Below are 20,860 nucleotides of genomic sequence, written 5' to 3' on the forward strand. Positions count from 1 at the left end.
TGAACGCAGGTTAACGTCACACGCGAAGCCAGGTGCGGTAACTATGTATCTCCAAATAACGTATCTCCAAATAACGTATCTCCAGATAACGTATCTCGAGATAACCAAGTTTTTCGCGGGCAAAAAAAACGGTGCACCGACCAAGCGCACCGTAAAGCCGTAGAACACACAACGAAGTGTAAGGTGAGGATCAGTCCAGCAGCGCCAACGCCTCGGCAGTGCATTCCTGAATGCGGGCCCAGTCGCCGTTCTTGATCCACTCAGGATCAAGCATCCAGCTACCGCCCACGCACATGACGTTTTTCAGCGCCATGTAGCTCTTGATGTTGGCAGGGCCGACGCCGCCAGTCGGGCAGAATTTCACTTCGCCGAACGGGCCGCCAAGGGCCTTGATTGCCGCCACGCCGCCGCTGACTTCAGCCGGGAACAGCTTGAAGCGGCGATAACCCAGGCCATAGCCTTCCATGATGCCGGAGGCATTGCTGATGCCCGGCAGCAGCGGGATCGGGCTTTCGACACTGGCTTCCAGCAGATCACGGGTGATGCCCGGGGTAACGATGAACTGCGAACCGGCGGCTTCGGCCGCGGCCAGCATATTGCGGTCGAGCACGGTGCCGGCACCGGTCACCAGCTCCGGGCGCTGATCGCGCAGGATCTGGATCGCCTTGAGGCCGAACTGCGAACGCAGGGTCACTTCCAGCGCGGTCAGACCACCGGCAGCCAGGGCGTCGGCCAGCGGCAGCACGTCCTGTTCACGGGCGATGGTGATCACCGGCAGGATCCGCGCCTTGGCGCAGAGGCTGTCGATCAGGGCAACTTTGTCCGCCATGGAAACGGTCGGGGATGGGGTTGTCATAGCGGCTGTTCCTTGGCTCATGGGCACCAGTAAATCTCTAACGTAGGTTGCAGAAACGCGCGAACCGGCATGGCGGCGACGTCGTTGGATGCCAGTGCGGCATTCAGGGTGGTCAGTTTCGACTGACCGGAAATCGACAGAATCTTGTGCCGGGCCGAGGCCAGCAATGCGCGGCTCATGGTCAGGCGCTGACGCGGCACGCTCGGCGCCAGCATCGGCCAGCAGCGACGGGTGCCGTCGGCTTGCAGGGCTTCGGCCAGATTCGGGCTGTCCGGGAACAGCGACGCGGTGTGACCGTCATCGCCCATGCCCAGCACCAGCACGTCGATGGGCGGCAACTCGGCGAGCAAACGATCGGCCTGCTCCGCAGCCTGCTCGACGTTGGCCGCCGCGCTGTAAAGGCTGAGAAACTGCGCCTTGGCCGCCGGGCCCTTGAGCAGATATTGCTTGAGCAGACCGGCGTTGCTGTCGGCGTGTTCGACCGGTACCCAGCGTTCGTCGGCGAGGGTCACGACGACCTTCGACCAGTCCAGTTCCTGCTTGGCCAAGTGCTGGAAAAACGCCACCGGGCTACGGCCGCCGGACACCACCAGCACGGCGTTGCCGCGTGCTGCCAGCGCTTCGCTCAATTGCTTGGCGACATTCAGCGCCAGGCCTTCGGCGAGCAGCACCGGGCTCTTGAATTCGCGGGCATTCACGCCCTCGGGCAGTTTCACATCAGATATCGCCATACCACGACCTCCCGTCCCGCGTGATCAATGCAATGGAGCTCATCGGCCCCCACGACCCGGCCGCATACGGCTTGGGCGCGTCACCGGATTTTTTCCACCCGGCGATCAGCTGGTCACACCATTTCCACGCGGCTTCGATTTCATCTTTACGGACAAACAGGTTCTGATTGCCGTTCATCACTTCCAGCAACAACCGCTCGTAGGCATCGGGGATCCGAGCGCTGCGCCAGGTGTCGGAAAAATTCAGTTGCAGCGGGCCGCTACGCAGTTGCATGCCCTTGTCCAGGCCTTGCTCCTTGGTCATCACCCGCAAGGAAATGCCTTCGTCCGGTTGCAGGCGGATGATCAGTTTGTTGCTGATCTGCAGGCGCTGCTCGGGGGCGAAGATGTAGTGCGACGGTTCCTTGAAGTGGATGACGATCTGCGACAGTTTCTGCGGCATGCGCTTGCCGGTACGCAGGTAGAACGGCACGCCGGCCCAGCGCCAGTTGCGGATGTCGGCGCGCAGGGCGACGAAGGTTTCGGTGTCGCTCTGGGCGTTGGAATTCGGCTCTTCGAGGTAGCCAGGTACGGACTTGCCTTCGCTGTGCCCGGCGATGTACTGGCCGCGCACCACTTGCGTGGTCAGGCCTTCCGGACTGATCGGCGCCAGGGCCTTGAGCACCTTGACCTTCTCGTCGCGGATGCTGTCGGCGGACAGGTCGGCCGGCGGGTCCATGGCGATCAGGCAGAGCAGTTGCAGCAGGTGGTTCTGGATCATGTCCCGCAGCTGACCGGCCTTGTCGAAGTAACCCCAGCGGCCTTCGATACCGACCTTCTCGGCCACGGTGATTTCCACGTGGGAGATGTAGTTCTGGTTCCACTGGGTTTCGAACAGGCTGTTGGCGAAACGCAGGGCGATCAGGTTCTGAACGGTTTCTTTGCCCAGGTAGTGGTCGATGCGGTAGGTGCGGTTCTCCGGGAAGAACTGCGCCACGGCGTCGTTGACCTTGCGCGAGGATTCCAGGTCGGAGCCGATCGGCTTTTCCAGTACCACGCGGGTGTTTTCTGCCAGACCGACGTTCGCCAGGTTCTCGCAGATCGCGCCGTACACCGCCGCCGGGGTGGCGAAGTAGGCAATCATGCGTTGCGTGCTGCCGGCCAGTTCGGCCAGCGCCACGTAATCTTCAGCCTTGAGGAAGTCGACGTGCAGGTAGGTCAGGCGCGCCAGAAAGCGCTCGGCCACGGCCTCGTCCAGTTCTTTGCCCACGTAACGGCGCAGCTCGGCGGCGATGAACGCCAGGTGCTGCTGCTCGGTGCCCGCCTCACGGGCCAGTGCGATAATGCGCGTGTCCTCGTGCAGCAGGCCGGCGCCATCCAGGTGATAAAGGGCAGGAAACAGCTTGCGCAGGGCCAGATCGCCCAAGGCGCCGAACAAGGCGAAGGTGCACGGTTCAACCGTAATCGAAGGCATGATGTTTGTTCTTTTATCAAGTTAAGCTACAAATACCTTTTTTCAAGGCATCACTCAAGGGAAAATGTAGTAATAAACACAACATTTTCGCAAAATACAGATTCCGAGTGGTGGTCGGTCGGAGCCATCAGTAGGATAGGCCACCGTCACGGGCCACATCAAAGGCCCAATTTGCATAGCCGCGCGCTTATCGGCGCCGGTGAATCTAGGAATTCTTATGGACCGCGTGCGAAATTTACTGGAACAGATCCAGAGTCGCCTTGAAGAGCTGAACAAGGCCGAACGCAAAGTCGCCGAAGTGATCCTGCTCAACCCACAGCAGGCCACCCGCTTCAGCATCGCCGCCCTCGCCCAGGCGGCGTCGGTCAGTGAACCGACGGTCAACCGTTTCTGCCGTTCGTTCGGCGTCAGCGGCTATCCCGAACTCAAGCTGCAACTGGCCCAGAGCCTGGCCAGCGGCGCGGCGTATGTCAGTCGTGCAGTAGAAGCCGACGACAATCCCGAGGCATACACCCAGAAGATTTTCGGCAGTGCGATCGCGTCTTTGGACAGCGCTTGCCAGGCGCTGGACCCGAACCTGATCAGCCGCGCCGTCGACCTGTTGATCCAGGCCCGTCAGATCCACTTCTTCGGCCTCGGCGCCTCCGCTCCAGTGGCTTTGGATGCGCAGCACAAGTTCTTCCGCTTCAACCTGGCGGTCACCGCCCACGCCGATGTGCTGATGCAACGGATGATTGCTTCGGTGGCGCACACCGGCGAGCTGTTCGTGATCATCTCCTACACCGGGCGCACCCGCGAGCTGGTGGAAGTGGCGCGCATCGCCCGCGAGAACGGCGCTTCGGTACTGGGCCTGACGGCAGAGAATTCGCCGCTGGCCAAGGCCAGTACGCTGAGCCTGAACATTCCGTTGCCGGAAGACACTGACATCTATATGCCGATGACTTCGCGGATCATTCAGTTGACGGTGCTGGATGTGCTGGCGACGGGGATGACGTTGCGTCGCGGGGTGGATTTCCAGCCGCATTTGCGCAAGATCAAAGAGAGTTTGAATGCGAGCCGGTATCCGGTGGGTGACGAGTTCAACTGAGGCGTTAAAAGCTTAAAAGCCAACCCTCACCCCAGCCCTCTCCCGGAGGGAGAGGGGGCCGACGGTGTTGCCCTCAAAAGTTACATCGACCTGAACGATCAATGTTTCCTCTGGCTTGGCCAAGCCAAGATCACCGCTGTAGTCGCAAGTCGGTGTAAATATCCAATCCAACTCGGTCAGTCCCCTCTCCCCCCGGGAGAGGGTTAGGGTGAGGGCAGCGGCGGGACTGACACACTCAAACCCCAGCCCAAGCCTGCAAACTCAAATGCGCCTTCTCCCCCGGCGCCAGATGCAGGCTGTCGGTGCCACCCGCCGCCGCTTCAACACAGACAAATTCCGAAATCTCATCCCAGCTCACGCCCAACAACGGCCGTGCTCCCGGATGCCACACCACCGTGTCCGCGCTGTCACCGGTATCGATGCACAATTCACGCTGCCAGGCGTGATCCTTGAGCTGCAATTCGCCATCGTGCTGGAACACTCGCTGACAGCCACCATCGACCCGCAACTCGCCTTCCTGCTGACAAATCTCACGGTTCAATTGATCGTAACCCTGCGCCCCTTCGAGCCCAGACAGCGCTATCTCACTCACGTCGCCAATACGCCAGTAAGCATGCAAAGCCTGGCTCAACTGGCACGGCATGTCGTCCTGATGCTCGGTGCTCAGGCGCAGTTCCATGCGTTCACCGAGGTGCGCGTGCAGGTCCACCTGCCAGTCGCACAACTGCAATTGCCAATGCAGGCGCACGCCGTCATCGCCGGTGCTGCTGTCGAGCAGTTTCCAGTCCAGCAGGCGCGCCCAGCCATGGGATGGCCACGCGTTTTCGCTCGGGTGACGGCCATACCACGGCCAGCACACCGGCACGCCGCCGCGAATCGCGCCGACATGCGGCCACTTCGCCGCACACCACAACCACGGTTTCTGCCCGCGCGGCTGAAAGTGCAGCAACTGCGCACCCTGACGACTGAACACCGCCTGACACAGCGGATGATCGATCACCAGCACATCGCGCATCTGATAGCGCTCCCAGGCGAACACCGGTCGTTCGCGCAGGGATTTGAAGAAGCGTTGCAGCGGATGCTCATGCATGGGCCACGGTTCCAGATTCAACTTTCATGGGCTGCGACACCCCTTTCCAAAAAAAAGCGGACAGCCTGGGCTGTCCGCAAATATGCGCACATAGAGAGGAGCTTATCGCAGACGCGTTAGAACGTAGACTGAATTTTCAGGCCAGCGACCAAAGCGTTATCCACTTCATCCACACCGCCCGGATGAGTGATGTATTGCAGGTTCGGGCGTACGGTCAGCCAGTTGGTCACGTGGAAGCCGTAGTTGATCTCGTAGTTGTATTCGGTTTCACGAATCGGCGAGAACACCGGATTGTCGTAGTCCGAAACACCGTTGGCGACGTTGAGCAGCTCGGCGTTTTTCTTCACGTCATTGTTGACGTGAATACGTGCCGCACCGATACCAACGTCATCTTTCGGACGTGCGTCGAACGGGCCTTTGTACACAAACATCACGGACTGGTAGTTGTCGATGAAGTTAGTGTCCTTGTCGTGGAACGTGGCGTTGGCAGCGATGCTCAGACCACGGCTCTTGTCACCGTTGTGGCTGGTGAGTTGCTGTTGCGCAACGAACCAGTAACCGTGCTTGCTGCTGTGGGTGCGGTAGGCATCACCGGTGGTCGCCGCGTCGAAACCGTTGACGTCTTCGCGAACGTCGTCGGCATCGGCCGTGCTCTTGTAGTAACCGACACGGTATTCGCCCGGCAGGCTGTTCGGGTTAGGCGACCAGACCAGTTCCACTGGCAACACGGTGCCTTTGGTGCCGCTGCCGCTCAGCTTGAAGCCGTTGCCGTGTTCCAGCTGCGACGGGTTCTGGTTGTAAGCACCGATCTGCGCGTAGAGCTCGTCGTTGATGTTGTATTTGACGCGAATGGCCGCTTGGCTGACCGGCCAGTTGTACCAGATGTTGGTCGCCCAGTTACCCACTTGCGAACCGCAGAACGCCAGGTTCTGGAAATCGCACGGGAAGGTGTTGAAGTCTTCACCTTCGCCGAAGTAACCGGCCTTGACGTCGAGCTTGTTGTCGAAGAACTGGTGTTTGATCCACAACTGGGTCAGACGCACCATGTGCCCACGACCGTAAACTTCCTGCGAGGAGCTCAGGGTGCCGGCACGTGGATCGCCAACGCGGTCGTTGGAAATGTTGTAGCCGTTACGGTTGGTGAACTGGACCTTGGCCTGGGTGTTGTCCCAGCCCCACAGTTTTTGCAGATCCAGCGCCACGCCCAGACCGAACTGGTCGGCGTAACGCGCTGTCTTGTCGTCGTTGTAACCGCCGTGCAGGTTGCCGCCCACTTCACCGACGTAGTCCATCTTGATGTCGATACCCTGCTCGATCAGCTTGGTACGTTCGCCACCCCAGTCCCCGGTCATCCACTCCGAATCGGAGCTGAACGCGTCAGCCGCGTGGACGCTACCGGCCAGCATCATTGCCGCAATCGCCGACAACTGACCGATACGCTGAGCGTTGTTGTTCTTCTTCATCCCTACATCCTCGTTTTATTGTTATTAACTGTTCTTCTTATCTAACGCGGTTTACATCTGATGCGGCGCGCGACAGGCCACGCACCGCGTGCTCCCTGCGGAAACGGGCGAGCCCGCTCCCGCATTTGTTGATCAGCGCCCCTTGAACTGGGCCACGTTGGCGCTGTGCGATTCGGTTTTCGGCAGGCCCGCAACCCCCAGGCGCTCGCCGGATTTGGCGTCGAACAGCAGCACTTTCGACGGATCGAATTGCAGGGTCAGGGTTTCGCCCACCTGCGGCGCCACGTCCGGCGCCAGACGGCAGCAGACCTTGGTGTCGTTGAGATTGACGAACACCAGGGTGTCCGGACCGGTCGGCTCGGTGACCTGCACTTCAGCCTTGATGCTCGGCAGGCCATTGCCCTCGCCGTTGGCCAGAGCGATCTGCTCCGGGCGCAGGCCGAGGATCACTTCGCGGTCTTCAAGACCGGCGTCCTGCATCGCCATCGGCAATTCGCAACGGGCCTGGCCGCTGTCGAGCAGCGCCACCAGACGACCGTCCTTGCGTTGCAGACGCAGCGGGATGAAGTTCATCGGCGGCGAACCGATGAAGCTCGCCACGAACAGGTTGGCCGGATCGTTGTAGATCTCTTTCGGCGTGCCGAACTGCTGGATGATCCCGTCCTTCATCACCGCCACTTTGTCACCCAGGGTCATTGCTTCGATCTGGTCGTGGGTCACGTAGACCGTGGTGGTTTTCAGGCGCTGGTGCATCAGTTTCATTTCGGTGCGCATCTCGACGCGCAGCTTGGCGTCGAGGTTGGACAGCGGTTCGTCGAACAGATAGATCTTCGGCCGACGCGCCAGGGCACGACCCATCGCCACGCGCTGTTGCTGACCGCCGGAGAGCTGGCCCGGCTTGCGATTGAGCAGGTGCTCGATCTGCAGCAGCTTGGCCACGCGGGCAACTTCTTCGTCGATCGCCGATTGGCTCATCTTGCGAATCTTCAGACCGAACTCGATGTTCTCGCGCACGCTCATGGTCGGGTACAGCGCGTAGGACTGGAACACCATGGCGATGTCGCGATCTTTCGGGCTCATGCGGCTGACGTCCTGGTCACCGATCATGATTGCGCCGCCGGTGATGGTTTCCAGGCCGGCGATGCAGTTCATCAGGGTCGACTTGCCGCAGCCCGAAGGCCCGACGAGGATCAGGAACTCACCGTCCTTGATCGACAATTCGATGTTCTTCAGGGTGTCCGGCAGGCCGGCACCGTAGGTCTTGTTTACATTGCGAAGTTCGAGCGTAGCCATGATTACCCCTTGACTGCGCCGGCCGTCAGCCCGCGCACGAAATACTTGCCTGCGACCACATAGACCAGCAGGGTCGGCAGCCCGGCGATCATCGCCGCCGCCATATCCACGTTGTATTCCTTGGCCCCGGTGCTGGTGTTGACCAGGTTGTTCAGCGCCACCGTGATCGGTTGCGAATCACCGCTGGAGAACACCACGCCGAACAGGAAGTCGTTCCAGATCTGGGTGAACTGCCAGATCAGGCAGACCATGATGATCGGGGTGGACATCGGCAGGATGATCTGGCGGAAGATCGTGAAGAAACCCGCACCATCGAGACGCGCCGCCTTGATCAGCGCATCCGGAATGCTCACGTAGTAGTTACGGAAGAACAGCGTGGTGAACGCCAGGCCGTAGACCACATGGATGAACACAAGGCCCGTGGTGGTGCTCGCCAGGCCCATCTTGCCGAGGGTGAACGACGCCGGCAGCAGCACGGTCTGGAACGGCAGGAAGCAGCCGAACAACAACAAACCGAAGAACAGCTGCGAACCGCGGAAGCGCCAGAACGACAGCACATAACCGTTCAACGCACCGATGGCGGTGGAGATGATCACGGCAGGAACGGTGATCTTGATCGAGTTCCAGAAGTAGCCGTCAACGGTGGCCCAGGCTTTCACCCAGCCGATGCCGCTGACCACGGTCGGCCAGCTCAGCAGGTTGCCGGTGGAGATGTCTTCCGGGGTCTTGAAGCTGGTCAGCAGCATGACCACCAGCGGTACCAGATACAGCAGGACCGCAAGGATCAGCACCGCGTAGATCGCGATGCGACTCAGGCTGATGGCCGGTTTGGAGGCGAGACTAGTCATGACGCTTGGTCCTCAGCTCGGAGTACAGGTAAGGCACGATGATCGCGAGGATCGCACCGAGCATCAGGATTGCACTGGCCGAACCCATGCCCATCTGTCCACGACTGAAGGTGAACGAGTACATGAACATCGCCGGCAAATCGGAGGAATAACCCGGGCCGCCGGCCGTCATGGCCGCCACCAGGTCGAAGCTCTTGATCGCGATGTGCGCCAGGATCATCACCGCACTGAAGAACACCGGACGCAGGCTTGGCAGCACCACTTTCCAGTAGATGCGCGGCATGCTCGCGCCGTCGATCTGGGCAGCACGAATGATCGATTGATCAACGCCACGCAGACCGGCGAGGAACATCGCCATGATGAAGCCCGAGGCTTGCCAGACCGCCGCGATCACCAGGCAGTACACCACGCGATCCGGGTCGATCAGCCAGTCGAGACGAAAGCCTTCCCAGCCCCAGTCCCGCAGCAATTTGTCCAGGCCCATGCCCGGGTTGAGCAGCCATTTCCACGCAGTACCGGTGACGATCATCGAGAGCGCCATCGGGTACAGGTAAATGGTGCGAATAAAACCTTCGCGACGGATTTTCTGGTCGAGGAAAATCGCCAGTGTCACGCCGATTACCAGGGTGATGCCGATGAACATGCCGCCGAACACGGCCAGGTTCTTGCTCGCCACCCACCAGCGGTCGTTGTCGAACAACCGCGCGTATTGCGCCAGGCCTGCCCATTTGTAGTTCGGCAGGAAAGTCGACGTGGTGAACGACAGGACAAACGTCCAGAGGATATAGCCATAGAAGCCCACCAGAACGATGAACATGCTCGGCGCCAGCACCAGTTTCGGTAGCCAGCGCTGCAATGCGTCGAATGGCGAGGCCTTGCTGAACACAGCAACAGAACTCATGGGAAGATCCAGTAAAGAAGATGAAGGACCGCTGCAAGCTGCAGGCTTCAGGCCGATGCGCGACCTGAAGCTGGCAGTTGCTCTACGCTGGTGTTACTTGGCAGCCTTGATGGCAGTGCCGAGTTTCTTGGCAGCGTCGGCCGGGTCGGCTTTCGGGTCGTTGATGTAGTTGGTCACGACATCAAAGAACGCACCCTGCACGGCCAGCGTGGTCGCCATGTTGTGCGCCATGCTCGGTTGCAGGCCGCCGTTCTTGGCGTCTGCCAGGAAGTCTTTGGCAGCGGTCTGGGCGCAGGAGTCAAAACCGTACTTGCCCATGTCGGCGAGCATGTCGTTACGCACCGGGATCGAGCCCTTGTTGATGCTGAAGACTTTCTGGAAGTTTTCACCCAGCACGACCTTGGCGATGTCCTGCTGACCGGCCGCGGTGCCCGCGTCCTTCTGCTTGAACACGGCCAGCGAGTCGATGTTGTAGGTGAACGCCTTGTCGGTGCCCGGGAAGGCTACGCACTCGTAGTCCTTGCCGGCGACTTTCTTGGCGGCGGTCCATTCGGACTTGGCCCAGTCACCCATGATCTGCATGCCGGCCTTGCCGTTGATGACCTTGGCCGCTTCCAGGTTCCAGTCCTGACCTTTGCCGTCGACGTCCATGTAGGTCGCGACTTTCTTCAGCTCGGTCAGAGCCTTGACCATTTCCGGGCCGGTCAGGGCAGCGTTGTCCAGATCGACCAGGGCTTTCTTGTAACCATCAACGCCCATCACCGACAGCACGACCGCTTCGAACACGGTGCTGTCCTGCCATGGCTGACCACCGTGAGCCAGCGGGATGAAGCCCGCCGCTTTCAGCTTGTCGCCGGCGGCGTAGAACTCTTCGAGGGTGGTCGGGGCTTTTTCGATACCGGCTTTCTTGAAGACTTCCGGGTTGATCCACAGCCAGTTCACGCGGTGAATGTTCACCGGCACAGCCACGTAATCACCTTCGAACTTCACGGTGTCGGAGACTTTCTTGTCGAGCAGGCTGTCCCACTTCTCGGACTTGGAAACGTCCTTCAGCACGTCCGTGTCGAGCAGACCGGTCGACGCCCATTCCTGGATGTCCGGGCCTTTGATCTGGGCAACGCCCGGCGGGTTGCCGGCTACTGCGCGGCTTTTCAGCACGGTCATGGCAGTCGCGCCGCCACCGCCGGCGACAGCGCCGTCTTTCCAGGTGAAACCGTCTTTCTCGACTTGTGCCTTGAGCACATCGACGGCAGCTTTTTCGCCACCGGACGTCCACCAATGCACGACTTCCACCGAACCTTTGGATTCGGCAGCGGAAACACTCAGGGGCAGCACAGCGAGCGGGAACAGGGAGGCGACAGAAATGACAGTAGCGAGGCGAGAAATCGCATTCATCTGAGATGTACCTTTCTTGTTGTTATGCATGCAAGTCTGGTGCTTGCGCTGCACACGAGTTTAAACAGAGCGTTTCCCCTCGCAGGTAACGAAGGGACGCGCGAATGTCACCACATGGTTACACAGGAACGCTTCGGGATAGTTGTGCCAGAGCACTGGCCATGCTCGGCGCCAGCGGCAGACGCGGAATCAGAACGGCCTGCCAGGCGTGGTACAGATCCGGTTTGCCCGCCCAGATATCGGCACTCGGGCGGTTTTGCGGATCAAGTTCGTGATGCCAGCTGCCGTCGCAGCGGTCGATGAAATGCGTTTCGCAAAATTCCCAGAACAAGCGATACCAGGTTTCGTACTGCGCATCGCCGGTGCGTTTGAGCAAGGCACTGGCGGCAGCGCTGGCCTCGGCGTGAGTCCAGTGCAGGCGATGGCGGACGACGGCTTTGTTGTTCCAGTCGAGGGTGTAAACGATGCCCGGCGCACCATCGACGTCCCAGCCATAACGGCAGTTGTTCTCGAACAGCTTTTGCGCGTCAGTGGCCAGCCAGCCGGGGGTGAGCATGCCGGCCTGGACCCGCGCAGCTTCGAGGTGCAGCAACAGCCGCGCCCACTCGAAACCGTGGCCCGGCGTGGTGCCGTAGGGACGGAAACCGTCGGCGGGATTGTCATGGTTGTATTCGCGCAGCGGCTGCCAGTCGCGGTCGAAATGCTCGATCACCAGATAATCGTTGGCAGCGGCGTGACCGTGAATCACCCGCTCGACAATGCGTTGCGCGCGGACCAGCCAGCGCGGGTCTTCGGTGACATCGGCCAGCGCAAGGAAGGCTTCGGTGGCGTGCATGTTGCTGTTGGCGCCGCGATAGGCTTCTTCTTCGCGCCAGTCGCGATTGAAGAATTCGCGCATGGCGCCCTCTTCTTCGCTCCAGAAATAGGTGTCGATGATGTCGATGGCGTCATCCAGCAACGCCTGAGCACCGGGGCGTTGCGCAACCACCGCCGAACTCGCTGCCAGGGCGACGAAAGCATGCAGATAAGCATTCTTGCCGGTGTTGCCGTCACGGTGTTCAGCGACGGCAAACCAGCCGCCGTGCAGCGCATCGCGCAACGGGCCGCGCAGGGCCGCAATGCCGTGATCGACCAGCTCGGCGAACCCCGGCAGGCCCTGAATGTGGGCCATGGCGAAACTGTGGGTCATGCGCGCGGTGTTCATGGTTTCGGCTTGCGCGCCGGCCTGAAGCTGACCGCGCTCATCGAGATTGCCGAAGCCTTCGGGCAACCGCGAAGCCTTGGCGAACGCCAGCAGGCGCAGGCCTTCATCGGCGAGCCATTGCTGGTGGGCAGGGGCATTCAGCCAACTGCTGAAGCCCGGATTGAAGTGATCCATGGGTGGCCTTTTTTGTTGTTATGACTGCGGGGAGTCTAAACAACGGGCCGGGGTTGGCTTGTAACGAAGGGGGCAGGTTTTGTCACTGAGTCGTGACAAAGAGCCAGCCCTCACCCCAGCCCTCTCCCGGAGGGAGAGGGAGCTGACCGAGTGATATTGCAGAGGTACGCCGACCTGAACGATTCGCTTTGAATCCATAATCGATAAGGTCTTTCAGGTCGATGTATGACGCCAGACACCTCGGTCGGTCCCCTCTCCCTACGGGCGGTCCGACGTTTCGGGAGGGCTAGGGTGAGGGCAAGCTTTTGACTCAGTCCGCCGAGCGCGGCAATTGCAGGGTCACGCGTAATCCACCCTCACGCAGATTCTGCAACGTCACCTCTCCCCCATGGCTATGGGCAATGTTGCGGGCAATCCCCAACCCCAGCCCATACCCCTGCTGCTGCCCCGCCAACCGGAAGTGCGGTTCGAACACCTGCTCCAGCCGCTGCTCCGGCACGCCCGGCCCTTCATCGTCGACATGCAGCACAAATGCGCTCTCATCATCATCGATATGCAGATGGGCGTTCTGCCCGTACTTCAACGCGTTGTCGATCAAATTGCCGATGCAGCGCTTGAGCGCCAATGGCTTGCCCGGATACGCCGCCAGCGCTCGCCCCTGCTGGGTGACGCGGCCGTTGCCGTTGGGCGCCAGATACGGTTCCACCAGGCAGTCGAGCACATGGTTCAGGTCCACCGGCTCGATGTTCTCGTGGATGTCGGTGTCTTTCACGCATTGCAGCGCGCCTTTGACCAGCAACTCCAGCTCATCCAGGTCGCGGCCGAACTTGGTTTGCAGCGTTTCATCTTCCAGCAGTTCAACCCGCAGACGCAGACGGGTGATCGGTGTACGCAGGTCATGGGAAATCGCACTGAACAGCTGACTGCGTTCGGTCAGATAACGGCTGATACGCTCGCGCATGGTGTTGAAAGCGCGGCCCACTTCCACCACTTCGCTGCCGCCGCCCTCAGCCACCGGCTCGACGTCGGCGCCCAGCGACAAGTCCCGCGCTGCCCGCGCCAGACGCTTGAGCGGGCGGCTCTGCCAGTGCACCAGCAGGCCGATGAACAACAACAGAAATCCGCTGGTGAACACAATGAACCACACCTGCTGGGTCGGCAGGCCCTGCTCTTCAAGACTGGTGTAGGGCTCGGGCAGCAGCGAGGCGATGTACAGCCACTCACCGGGCGCCAACTGAATCTGGGTCACCAGCACGGGCGGATTCACCGGTTCCAGGGTCAACGCGTAATGCGCCCAGGAACGTGGCAACTCATCGAGTTTCAACCCGGCATTGAAGATCCGCAGGTCATCGGGGCTGACGAAGGTCACCAGAATGTCGGTGTCCTGGCCCAGCGACTGGCGCAGCACTTCATCCACCGCTTTCAGCACCGCCGCCTTGCGCGGCGTCACCGGCAGCACTTCCATGCCCAGCGGTTTGTCATTCAGCGTCACCACAAAACGCGTGCCGCCCATGCTCCGCAATTGATCGAGCACCAGCGGTCGATAGGCCACCGGCAACGAGCGGAAGTAACTGACGCTGGCGGTCATCGAATGGGCGAGGCTGCGGGCGCTGGTGACCAGCCCTTCGAGCTGAGTCGCGCGCAATTGGGAAACCCAGATCACGCTGGACAGCGTCTGGGCGAACAACACCGCGAGCAATGTCAGCAGCAGCATCCGCCCAAGCAGCGAACGCGGCATCGGCACTTTACGCGCGGTGGTGCGCAGGAACTCAGTGACCATTGCCGGCAACCACATTGGCTGCCAGCTGGTAGCCGCTGCCACGTACGGTGCGAATCAGGCGCGGCGGTTTTTCAGTGTCGCGCAGACGCTGGCGCAGGCGGCTGACGGCCATGTCGACGATGCGGTCGAGGGGCATCAGGTCGCGGCCACGGGTGGCGTTGCCGATGGTGTCGCGGTCGAGGATTTCCTGGGGGTGATCGAGGAACAGTTTGAGCAGGGCGAAGTCGGCGCCGGACAGAATCACTTCCTCGCCGTCGGTGTGAAACAGTCGATGACTGACCATGTCCAGCCGCCATTCATCGAACGCCAGCACTTCACTGCCGCCGCGTTCCTGACCGAACTGGGCACGACGCAGCAGGGCCTTGATTCGGGCTTGAAGTTCGCGGGGGCTGAAAGGTTTGCCGAGGTAATCGTCGGCGCCGAGCTCCAGGCCGATGACCCGGTCGGCCTCGTCGGAACTGGCGGTGAGCATGATGATCGGCACCTGGGCCTGACGCGGATGCTGGCGCACCCAGCGACACAGGCTGAAGCCGTCTTCATCGGGCAGCATCACATCGAGGATCACCAGATCGCTCGGCGCTTCGTTCAGCGCCTGACGAAAACCGGCGCCATCCGCCGTGGCCCGTACCTGAAAACCCGCGCGGGTCAGGTAGGTTTCCAGCAACTCGCGTATCTCCTGGTCGTCATCGACCAACAAAATCGACTTGTTGACTGAGCTCACTTCGAAGGCATCCTTGTTGTTGGAATTGGGCGGATTATGCCTGATGTGTCGAGGGTTCCCACGCTCGGCGTGGGAATGATCATTTACCGGATTGTTCGAGCGCCACTCCTGCACCGACGAGACCCGAGTAAGGCGCCGTCACCAGCCACACCGGAATCCCCTTGAAGTAATCGCTCATGCAGCCCTTGTCGGCGAAGCTGCGGGCGAAACCGCTTTCGAGGAAGAAATCGGCGAAACGCGGAATCACGCCACCCACGATGTACACCCCGCCACGGCCACCGGTGGTCAGCACGTTGTTGCCGGCCACGCGACCGAGCCAGCAGCAGAACTGCTCCAGCACTTCCAGGGCAATCGGGTCGCCTGCAAGACCTGCCGCAGTAATGGCTTCCGGCGTATCGAGTTTGGGTTCATGTCCGTCCACCGCGCAGATCGCCCGGTAGACCCGCGGCAAGCCGCCGCCGCTCAACGCGGTTTCCGCGCTGACGTGGCCGATTTCGTTGTGGATGTGCTGCCAGAGCTGGGTTTCACGCGGACTGCTCAGCGGCAGATCGACGTGGCCGCCCTCTCCCGGCAACGCGGCGAACCGCCCTTCACCGAGATCAAGCAAGGTGCCGACGCCCAAACCAGTGCCCGGGCCGATCACCACTGCCGGGCGCAATGGCTCCGGCATGCCTTCGCAGACCACGCGGAATTCGCCGGGCTGCAAACGGGTCATGCCCAGCGCCATCGCCGAGAAGTCGTTGACCAACAACAACTGCTCGACCTGCAAGGTCTGGCAGAACGCCTTGCGGCTCAGGCGCCAGTGGTTGTTGGTGAACTTGAATTCATCACCGCTCACCGGCCCCGCCACCGACAGGCACACCGAACCGATGGCGCCCGGCGCCAGACCGAGCCCGCTCAGGTAGAGGCTGATCGCCTCTTCAGGGCTGGCATGGTCGGCCGTGGCCAGCACCTGAACCGATTCGAGCTGCTGATCTTTCCACAACGCGAACCGCGCGTTGGTGCCTCCGATGTCACCGACCAAAGCCAGTTTCAATTAAGCGTCTCCAGGGCAGAAGTGAAGGCGCTGGCGCCCTGCTCCGCCGAGCTGAAGGCCAAACGCATAAAGCCAAACAGTTCGCGACCGCTGCCGATGTTGTTGCCCAACAGGCCTTTGGCGGGTTCGCGCGCTGCAAATTCGGCGGCGTCCACCTTGAGTTCCAAAGTGCCTTTGACGCCATCGACGCGGATGATATCGCCCTCTTGCACGCGCGCCAAAGCTCCGCCGACATAAGCCTCGGGGCTGACGTGAATCGCCGCCGGGATTTTCCCAGACGCGCCGGACATGCGCCCGTCAGTCACCAGCGCAACCTTGAAGCCGCGATCCTGCAGCACGCCGAGGAACGGCGTCATCTTGTGCAGCTCCGGCATGCCGTTGGAGCGCGGGCCCTGGAAGCGCATCACTGCGACGAAATCTTTTTCAAGCAAGCCGGCCTTGAAGGCATCGGCCAGATCCTGCTGATCCTGGAACACCATGGCCGGTGCCTCGACGATCTGGTTTTCCAGCGCCACGGCAGACACCTTCATCACGCCGCGACCGAGGTTGCCTTCCATCACGCGCAAGCCGCCCTCTGCCGAGAACGCACGAGCCACCGGACGCAGGATGTTTTCATCAAGGCTTTCGGTCGGGCCTTCGCGCCACACCAGTTTGCCGTTATCGAGGAACGGCTCCTTGGTGTACTGGCTCAGGCCATGGCCGAGCACGGTGTTGACGTCTTCGTGCAGCAGGCCGGCTTCGAGCAGTTCGCGGATCAGGAACGACATGCCGCCCGCTGCCTGGAAGTGGTTGATGTCAGCCTTGCCGTTCGGATAGACGTGGCTCAGGGTCGGCACGACTTCGGAGAGGTCGGCCATGTCCTGCCAGGTCAGTTGAATGCCCGCCGCCATGGCGATGGCCGGCATGTGCAGGGTGTGGTTGGTCGAACCGCCGGTGGCGTGCAGCGCGACGATCGAGTTGACCAGCGCCTTCTCGTCGACGATTTCGCCGATTGGCAGGAAGTTGCCGTTCTGTTTGGTCAGGCGGGTGACCTGATGCGCGGCTTCGCGGGTCAGGGCCTCGCGCAAGGGCGTGTTCGGGTTGACGAACGACGCGCCCGGCAAGTGCAGGCCCATGACTTCCATCAGCAACTGGTTGGTGTTGGCGGTGCCGTAGAACGTGCAGGTACCGGGGCTGTGGTAGGACTTCATCTCCGATTCCAGCAGCTCTTCGCGGGTCGCCTTGCCTTCGGCGTACTTCTGCCGCACGTCGGCTTTTTCCTTGTTGGAAATCCCCGAGACCATCGGCCCGCCCGGCACGAAAATCGTCGGCAGGTGACCGAAACGCAGGGAGCCCATCATCAGGCCCGGGACGATCTTGTCGCAGATGCCGAGCATCAGCGCGCCGTCGAACATGTTGTGGGAGAGCGCCACCGCCGTCGACATCGCGATCACTTCGCGGCTCGGCAGGCTCAGCTCCATGCCCGGCTCGCCCTGAGTCACGCCGTCGCACATGGCAGGCGTGCCGCCGGCGAACTGGCCGACCGAGCCGATTTCGCGCAGGGCGTTCTTGATCTGCTCCGGGAAGACTTCGTACGGCTGATGCGCCGAGAGCATGTCGTTATATGACGAAACAATTGCGATGTTCGCCGAGTTCATCATCCGCAGGCTGTGCTTGTCTTCGCTGCCACACCCGGCCACGCCGTGGGCGAAGTTGGCGCATTGCAGTTTGCCGCGCATCGGCCCGTCAGTTGCAGCGCCGCGAATCAGCGCAAGGTAAGCCTGACGCGTGGCGCGGCTGCGGGCGATAAGCCGTTCGGTGACCTCAAGAACGCGGGGATGCATGTGTAGAACTCCAGGCTAACGGATGTGGCGACCTGATTGTCTATGCTGATCAAAGAGCCCGCACGCATGGGATGACGGGCGGTTTTCTTGATCATTCGGACCAGTTGATTCAGGTCACTCGTTGTAGATAAAACAAAATATTGCCACTAAAAAGGCTTGTTTTCTATTTTTATGCGAATAATCTTGTAATTCCAACAACAAAACGACGGCGGCGCTGCTCAATGACTCTTCGAATCGCAATCAATGGTTTTGGCCGCATCGGCCGTAATGTCCTGCGCGCACTGTATACCCAAGGCTATCGTCAGGATTTGCAGATCGTCGCCATCAACGATCTGGGCGACAGCGCGATCAATGCGCATCTGCTCAAATACGATACCGTTCACGGCACATTCGATGCTGAAGTTGCGCATGACAACGAGAGTCTGACCGTCAACGGTGACCGCATTTCGGTAAGCGCCATCCGCAACCCGGCCGACCTGCCCTGGGCCGCGGAAAAGATTGATGTGGTGTTCGAATGCACCGGTCTGTTCACCGACCGGGCCAAAGCCGCTGCGCATATTACCGCCGGCGCACGCAAAGTGATTATCTCGGCCCCGGCCAAAGGCGCCGATGCCACCGTCGTATATGGCGTGAACCACGACATTCTGCGCCAGTCGCACCAGATCATTTCCAACGCGTCGTGCACCACCAACTGCCTGGCCCCGGTGGCCCAGGTGCTGCATCGCGAGCTGGGCATCGAAAGCGGTCTGATGACCACTATTCACGCCTACACCAACGACCAGAACCTGACTGACGTCTATCACACCGACCCGTACCGCGCGCGCTCCGCCACCCAGAACATGATTCCGAGCAAGACCGGCGCTGCCGAAGCCGTGGGTCTGGTGCTGCCGGAACTGGCGGGCAAGCTGACCGGCATGGCCGTGCGCGTGCCGGTGATCAATGTGTCGCTGGTGGACCTGACCGTGCAGTTGAAGCGCGAAGCTTCGGCCGATGAAGTCAACGCCCTGATGAAAGCCGCGAGCCAGCATTCGAAGATCCTCGGCTACAACACCCTGCCGCTGGTATCGAGCGATTTCAACCACAACCCGCTGTCGTCGATCTTCGACGCCAACCACACAAAATCCAGCGGCAAACTGCTGAAAGTGCTGGCCTGGTACGACAATGAGTGGGGCTTCTCCAACCGTATGCTCGATAACTGCCTGGCGCTGTGCAACGCGGAATAAAACGCCTACCCCCCACAGGTTTCGATTTCAATCTGAAATCAACACTTGACCACTCGGGCGGATGATAAGCATTATCATTCGCTCGAAATGGATCAGGTCTTCCCGTGAGTCAATCACACTTCAATCACGTCTTCCTCGCCCAGCGAACTTCGCTGCTGCGGACCCTGGAACGGATGGTCAATAACCACAGCACCGCCGAAGACCTGTTGCAGGAAACCTACCTGCGCGTCACCCGGGCGCTGAGTGAACGGGCCATCGATCACCTTGAACCCTTTGTCTTCCAGACCGCGCGCAACCTGGCGCTGGACCATTTGCGTGCGCGCAAGATTCATTCGCGCACCATGGTCGACGACGTGCCGCAGGACGTGGTGCACAGCGTCGCCGCCCCCGCCAGCAGCGCCGAAGACGCCGCCCACGCCGAACAATTGCTGGAGCGCCTGAACGTGAGCCTCGGTGAACTCAGCCCCCGTCAGCAGCAAATCTTCATCCTCAGCCGCCTGCACGGGCACAGCTATCAGGAAATCGCCGAAGAGCTGAGCGTTTCTCTCAGTACGGTGCAGAAAGAACTCAAATTGATCATGACCATCTGCATCGGTGTCGCCGAACGTTTGAATGGCGACTGATGCCGTAGGGCTTTTCTGTAAACCTCAGGATCGACTGCACTGATCATCGGGCTTTGTTACCCTTGCCCGACTTTTACGCTTCACTAAAAAAACAGCCGTGCACAGACACTGCCGAGGAAACACCGTGACGGACACCCACCGCTCCCCTTCGCCTTCATCGGCGCAGGACGCCGCAAGCGCAATGGACCAGGCTCTGGACTGGCTCATCGTGCTCGGCAGTCCGGACGAGGAGCAGACCCGGCAATTTCACGCATGGCTGGCGGCCGATCCGTTGAATGCCGAGGCGTTCGCCAAGGCCCAGGCAATCTGGGACGGTCCGCAGATCGCCCAGTGCGCGCAGAACCTTGCGGCCAAACCGAAGAAAGTCACTGTCCTCACTCGCCTGCGTCCGCACTGGAAACCGCTGGCCACCGCCGCCGTTCTGCTGCTCGGGCTGTTCAGTTTCAGCAACCTGCCGATGCGTTTGCAGGCCGATCACCTGACCGTGGTCGGCGAGCGTCAGCGCTTGCAGCTTGAAGACGGTTCGAAAGTCCTGCTCAACACCAATTCCGCGTTCTCCAGCACGATCAACGATCAGCAGCGAGTCGCACGGTTGTATCAGGGCGAAGCGTTTTTCGAGATCCCGGCCAGCCGCAGCCAACCGCTGGAAATCGATGCCGGTCCGGTGAAAGCCAGCGTGCGCGACACCGCATTCGCCGTGCGTTATCTGGACGGCGTGGCGCAGGTGCGGGTACAGCGCGGCGATGTCGATCTGCGTGCGACCCGTGACGATGCGCGGGTGCGGCTGTCCGCCGGGGAAAGCATCCGCATCGGCCCGAACGGTTTCGACCGCCCGGCCAAGGTCGACGCCGCCACCGATCTGGCCTGGGTGCAGGGTCGGCTGATCTTCGAGAACTGCCCGCTGAACCAGGTGCTGGCCGAACTGCGCCGCTACTACCCGGGCTTCATCATCAACACCAACGAGCAGTTGGCCGACGTCGCCGTCACTGGCAATTACCGTCTCGACCAGCCGCTGGACGTGGTGCGTTCGCTCGCTCACATCACCTCGGCCAAGCTTCAGGAATTCCCGGCGCTGGTGATTTTGAACTAAATGAGAATTATTTTTACTCGATAGCCAAAGCTCGTTCGTCTCGTTATAGCCAATGCAATTGATTCGCAT

The 20,860-nt window shown here is 60.8% G+C and carries 18 protein-coding genes; 4 read left to right on the forward strand and 14 right to left on the reverse strand.

Annotated elements, in window-relative coordinates; genetic code table 11:
- Nucleotides 1-190 precede the first annotated feature (190 nt).
- From QR290_RS22780 to zwf, 3 genes are read right to left on the reverse strand one after another with little or no spacing between them, the layout of a single operon-like run.
- Complete coding sequence (locus tag QR290_RS22780; protein ID WP_289203668.1) at nucleotides 191-856, reverse strand: bifunctional 4-hydroxy-2-oxoglutarate aldolase/2-dehydro-3-deoxy-phosphogluconate aldolase; 666 nt, start codon at nucleotides 854-856, stop codon at nucleotides 191-193.
- Between the two features lie 17 nt (nucleotides 857-873).
- The gene (pgl, locus tag QR290_RS22785) at nucleotides 874-1,587 is read right to left on the reverse strand and encodes a 6-phosphogluconolactonase (RefSeq protein ID WP_085606568.1); all 714 of its coding nucleotides are present in this window, start codon (nucleotides 1,585-1,587) and stop codon (nucleotides 874-876) included.
- The gene (gene zwf, locus QR290_RS22790; RefSeq protein WP_011335604.1) at nucleotides 1,574-3,040 is read right to left on the reverse strand and encodes a glucose-6-phosphate dehydrogenase; all 1,467 of its coding nucleotides are present in this window, start codon (nucleotides 3,038-3,040) and stop codon (nucleotides 1,574-1,576) included. Before zwf ends, pgl begins: the two co-directional genes overlap by 14 nt.
- Before the next feature lie 226 nt (nucleotides 3,041-3,266).
- On the opposite strand from zwf, the gene QR290_RS22795 reads away from it, so the two are divergent.
- Nucleotides 3,267-4,127 (forward strand): MurR/RpiR family transcriptional regulator, encoded by an 861-nt coding sequence (locus QR290_RS22795; protein ID WP_169842436.1) that lies wholly within the window; start codon nucleotides 3,267-3,269, stop codon nucleotides 4,125-4,127.
- A 235-nt stretch (nucleotides 4,128-4,362) separates the two neighbouring features.
- Here QR290_RS22795 and QR290_RS22800 read toward each other — a convergent pair whose 3' ends face one another.
- The 11 genes from QR290_RS22800 to edd form a co-directional block, all read right to left on the reverse strand.
- Entirely contained in the window at nucleotides 4,363-5,217 is an 855-nt protein-coding gene (locus QR290_RS22800) for a D-hexose-6-phosphate mutarotase (protein ID WP_115078962.1), read from the reverse strand.
- Between the two features lie 116 nt (nucleotides 5,218-5,333).
- Nucleotides 5,334-6,680 (reverse strand): carbohydrate porin, encoded by a 1,347-nt coding sequence (locus QR290_RS22805; protein ID WP_289203669.1) that lies wholly within the window; start codon nucleotides 6,678-6,680, stop codon nucleotides 5,334-5,336.
- A 132-nt stretch (nucleotides 6,681-6,812) separates the two neighbouring features.
- On the reverse strand, nucleotides 6,813-7,973 hold the full coding sequence (locus QR290_RS22810; protein WP_289203670.1) for an ABC transporter ATP-binding protein: 1,161 nt from the start codon (nucleotides 7,971-7,973) through the stop codon (nucleotides 6,813-6,815).
- 2 nt (nucleotides 7,974-7,975) lie between these two features.
- Nucleotides 7,976-8,821, reverse strand: a complete 846-nt coding sequence (locus QR290_RS22815; protein ID WP_007951164.1) for a carbohydrate ABC transporter permease — start codon at nucleotides 8,819-8,821, stop codon at nucleotides 7,976-7,978.
- Complete coding sequence (locus QR290_RS22820) at nucleotides 8,814-9,722, reverse strand: carbohydrate ABC transporter permease (RefSeq protein WP_085697145.1); 909 nt, start codon at nucleotides 9,720-9,722, stop codon at nucleotides 8,814-8,816. The genes QR290_RS22815 and QR290_RS22820 overlap by 8 nt, the downstream gene beginning before the upstream one ends.
- A gap of 93 nt (nucleotides 9,723-9,815) precedes the next feature.
- Nucleotides 9,816-11,117, reverse strand: coding sequence for an ABC transporter substrate-binding protein (locus QR290_RS22825; RefSeq protein WP_115078965.1), 1,302 nt, complete (start codon nucleotides 11,115-11,117; stop codon nucleotides 9,816-9,818).
- 118 nt (nucleotides 11,118-11,235) lie between these two features.
- A complete protein-coding gene (locus tag QR290_RS22830) occupies nucleotides 11,236-12,495 on the reverse strand; it encodes a D-mannose isomerase (protein ID WP_289203671.1) in 1,260 nt (419 codons plus the stop codon).
- A gap of 310 nt (nucleotides 12,496-12,805) precedes the next feature.
- The gene (locus tag QR290_RS22835; RefSeq protein ID WP_162803872.1) at nucleotides 12,806-14,233 is read right to left on the reverse strand and encodes an ATP-binding protein; all 1,428 of its coding nucleotides are present in this window, start codon (nucleotides 14,231-14,233) and stop codon (nucleotides 12,806-12,808) included.
- Between the two features lie 31 nt (nucleotides 14,234-14,264).
- A complete protein-coding gene (locus QR290_RS22840) occupies nucleotides 14,265-14,996 on the reverse strand; it encodes a response regulator (RefSeq protein WP_085697149.1) in 732 nt (243 codons plus the stop codon).
- A gap of 79 nt (nucleotides 14,997-15,075) precedes the next feature.
- Nucleotides 15,076-16,032: a glucokinase gene (locus QR290_RS22845; RefSeq protein WP_289203672.1), complete on the reverse strand. Its 957-nt coding sequence runs from the start codon at nucleotides 16,030-16,032 to the stop codon at nucleotides 15,076-15,078.
- The gene (gene edd, locus QR290_RS22850) at nucleotides 16,029-17,855 is read right to left on the reverse strand and encodes a phosphogluconate dehydratase (protein ID WP_011335614.1); all 1,827 of its coding nucleotides are present in this window, start codon (nucleotides 17,853-17,855) and stop codon (nucleotides 16,029-16,031) included. The genes QR290_RS22845 and edd overlap by 4 nt, the downstream gene beginning before the upstream one ends.
- A 221-nt stretch (nucleotides 17,856-18,076) precedes the next feature.
- On the opposite strand from edd, the gene gap reads away from it, so the two are divergent.
- The 3 genes from gap to QR290_RS22865 all read left to right on the forward strand — a co-directional run bounded on the left by gap (nucleotide 18,077) and on the right by QR290_RS22865 (nucleotide 20,791).
- Nucleotides 18,077-19,078 carry a type I glyceraldehyde-3-phosphate dehydrogenase gene (gap, locus tag QR290_RS22855; protein ID WP_007951174.1) on the forward strand — a complete coding sequence of 334 codons (1,002 nt, stop codon included), beginning with the start codon at nucleotides 18,077-18,079 and terminating at the stop codon, nucleotides 19,076-19,078.
- A 104-nt stretch (nucleotides 19,079-19,182) separates the two neighbouring features.
- Entirely contained in the window at nucleotides 19,183-19,701 is a 519-nt protein-coding gene (locus QR290_RS22860) for an RNA polymerase sigma factor (protein WP_007951175.1), read from the forward strand.
- A gap of 124 nt (nucleotides 19,702-19,825) precedes the next feature.
- Nucleotides 19,826-20,791 (forward strand): FecR family protein, encoded by a 966-nt coding sequence (locus QR290_RS22865; RefSeq protein WP_273899299.1) that lies wholly within the window; start codon nucleotides 19,826-19,828, stop codon nucleotides 20,789-20,791.
- Nucleotides 20,792-20,860 lie beyond the last annotated feature (69 nt).

This window comes from Pseudomonas fluorescens, from assembly GCF_030344995.1.
GTDB classification, from domain to species: domain Bacteria; phylum Pseudomonadota; class Gammaproteobacteria; order Pseudomonadales; family Pseudomonadaceae; genus Aquipseudomonas; species Aquipseudomonas fluorescens_BF.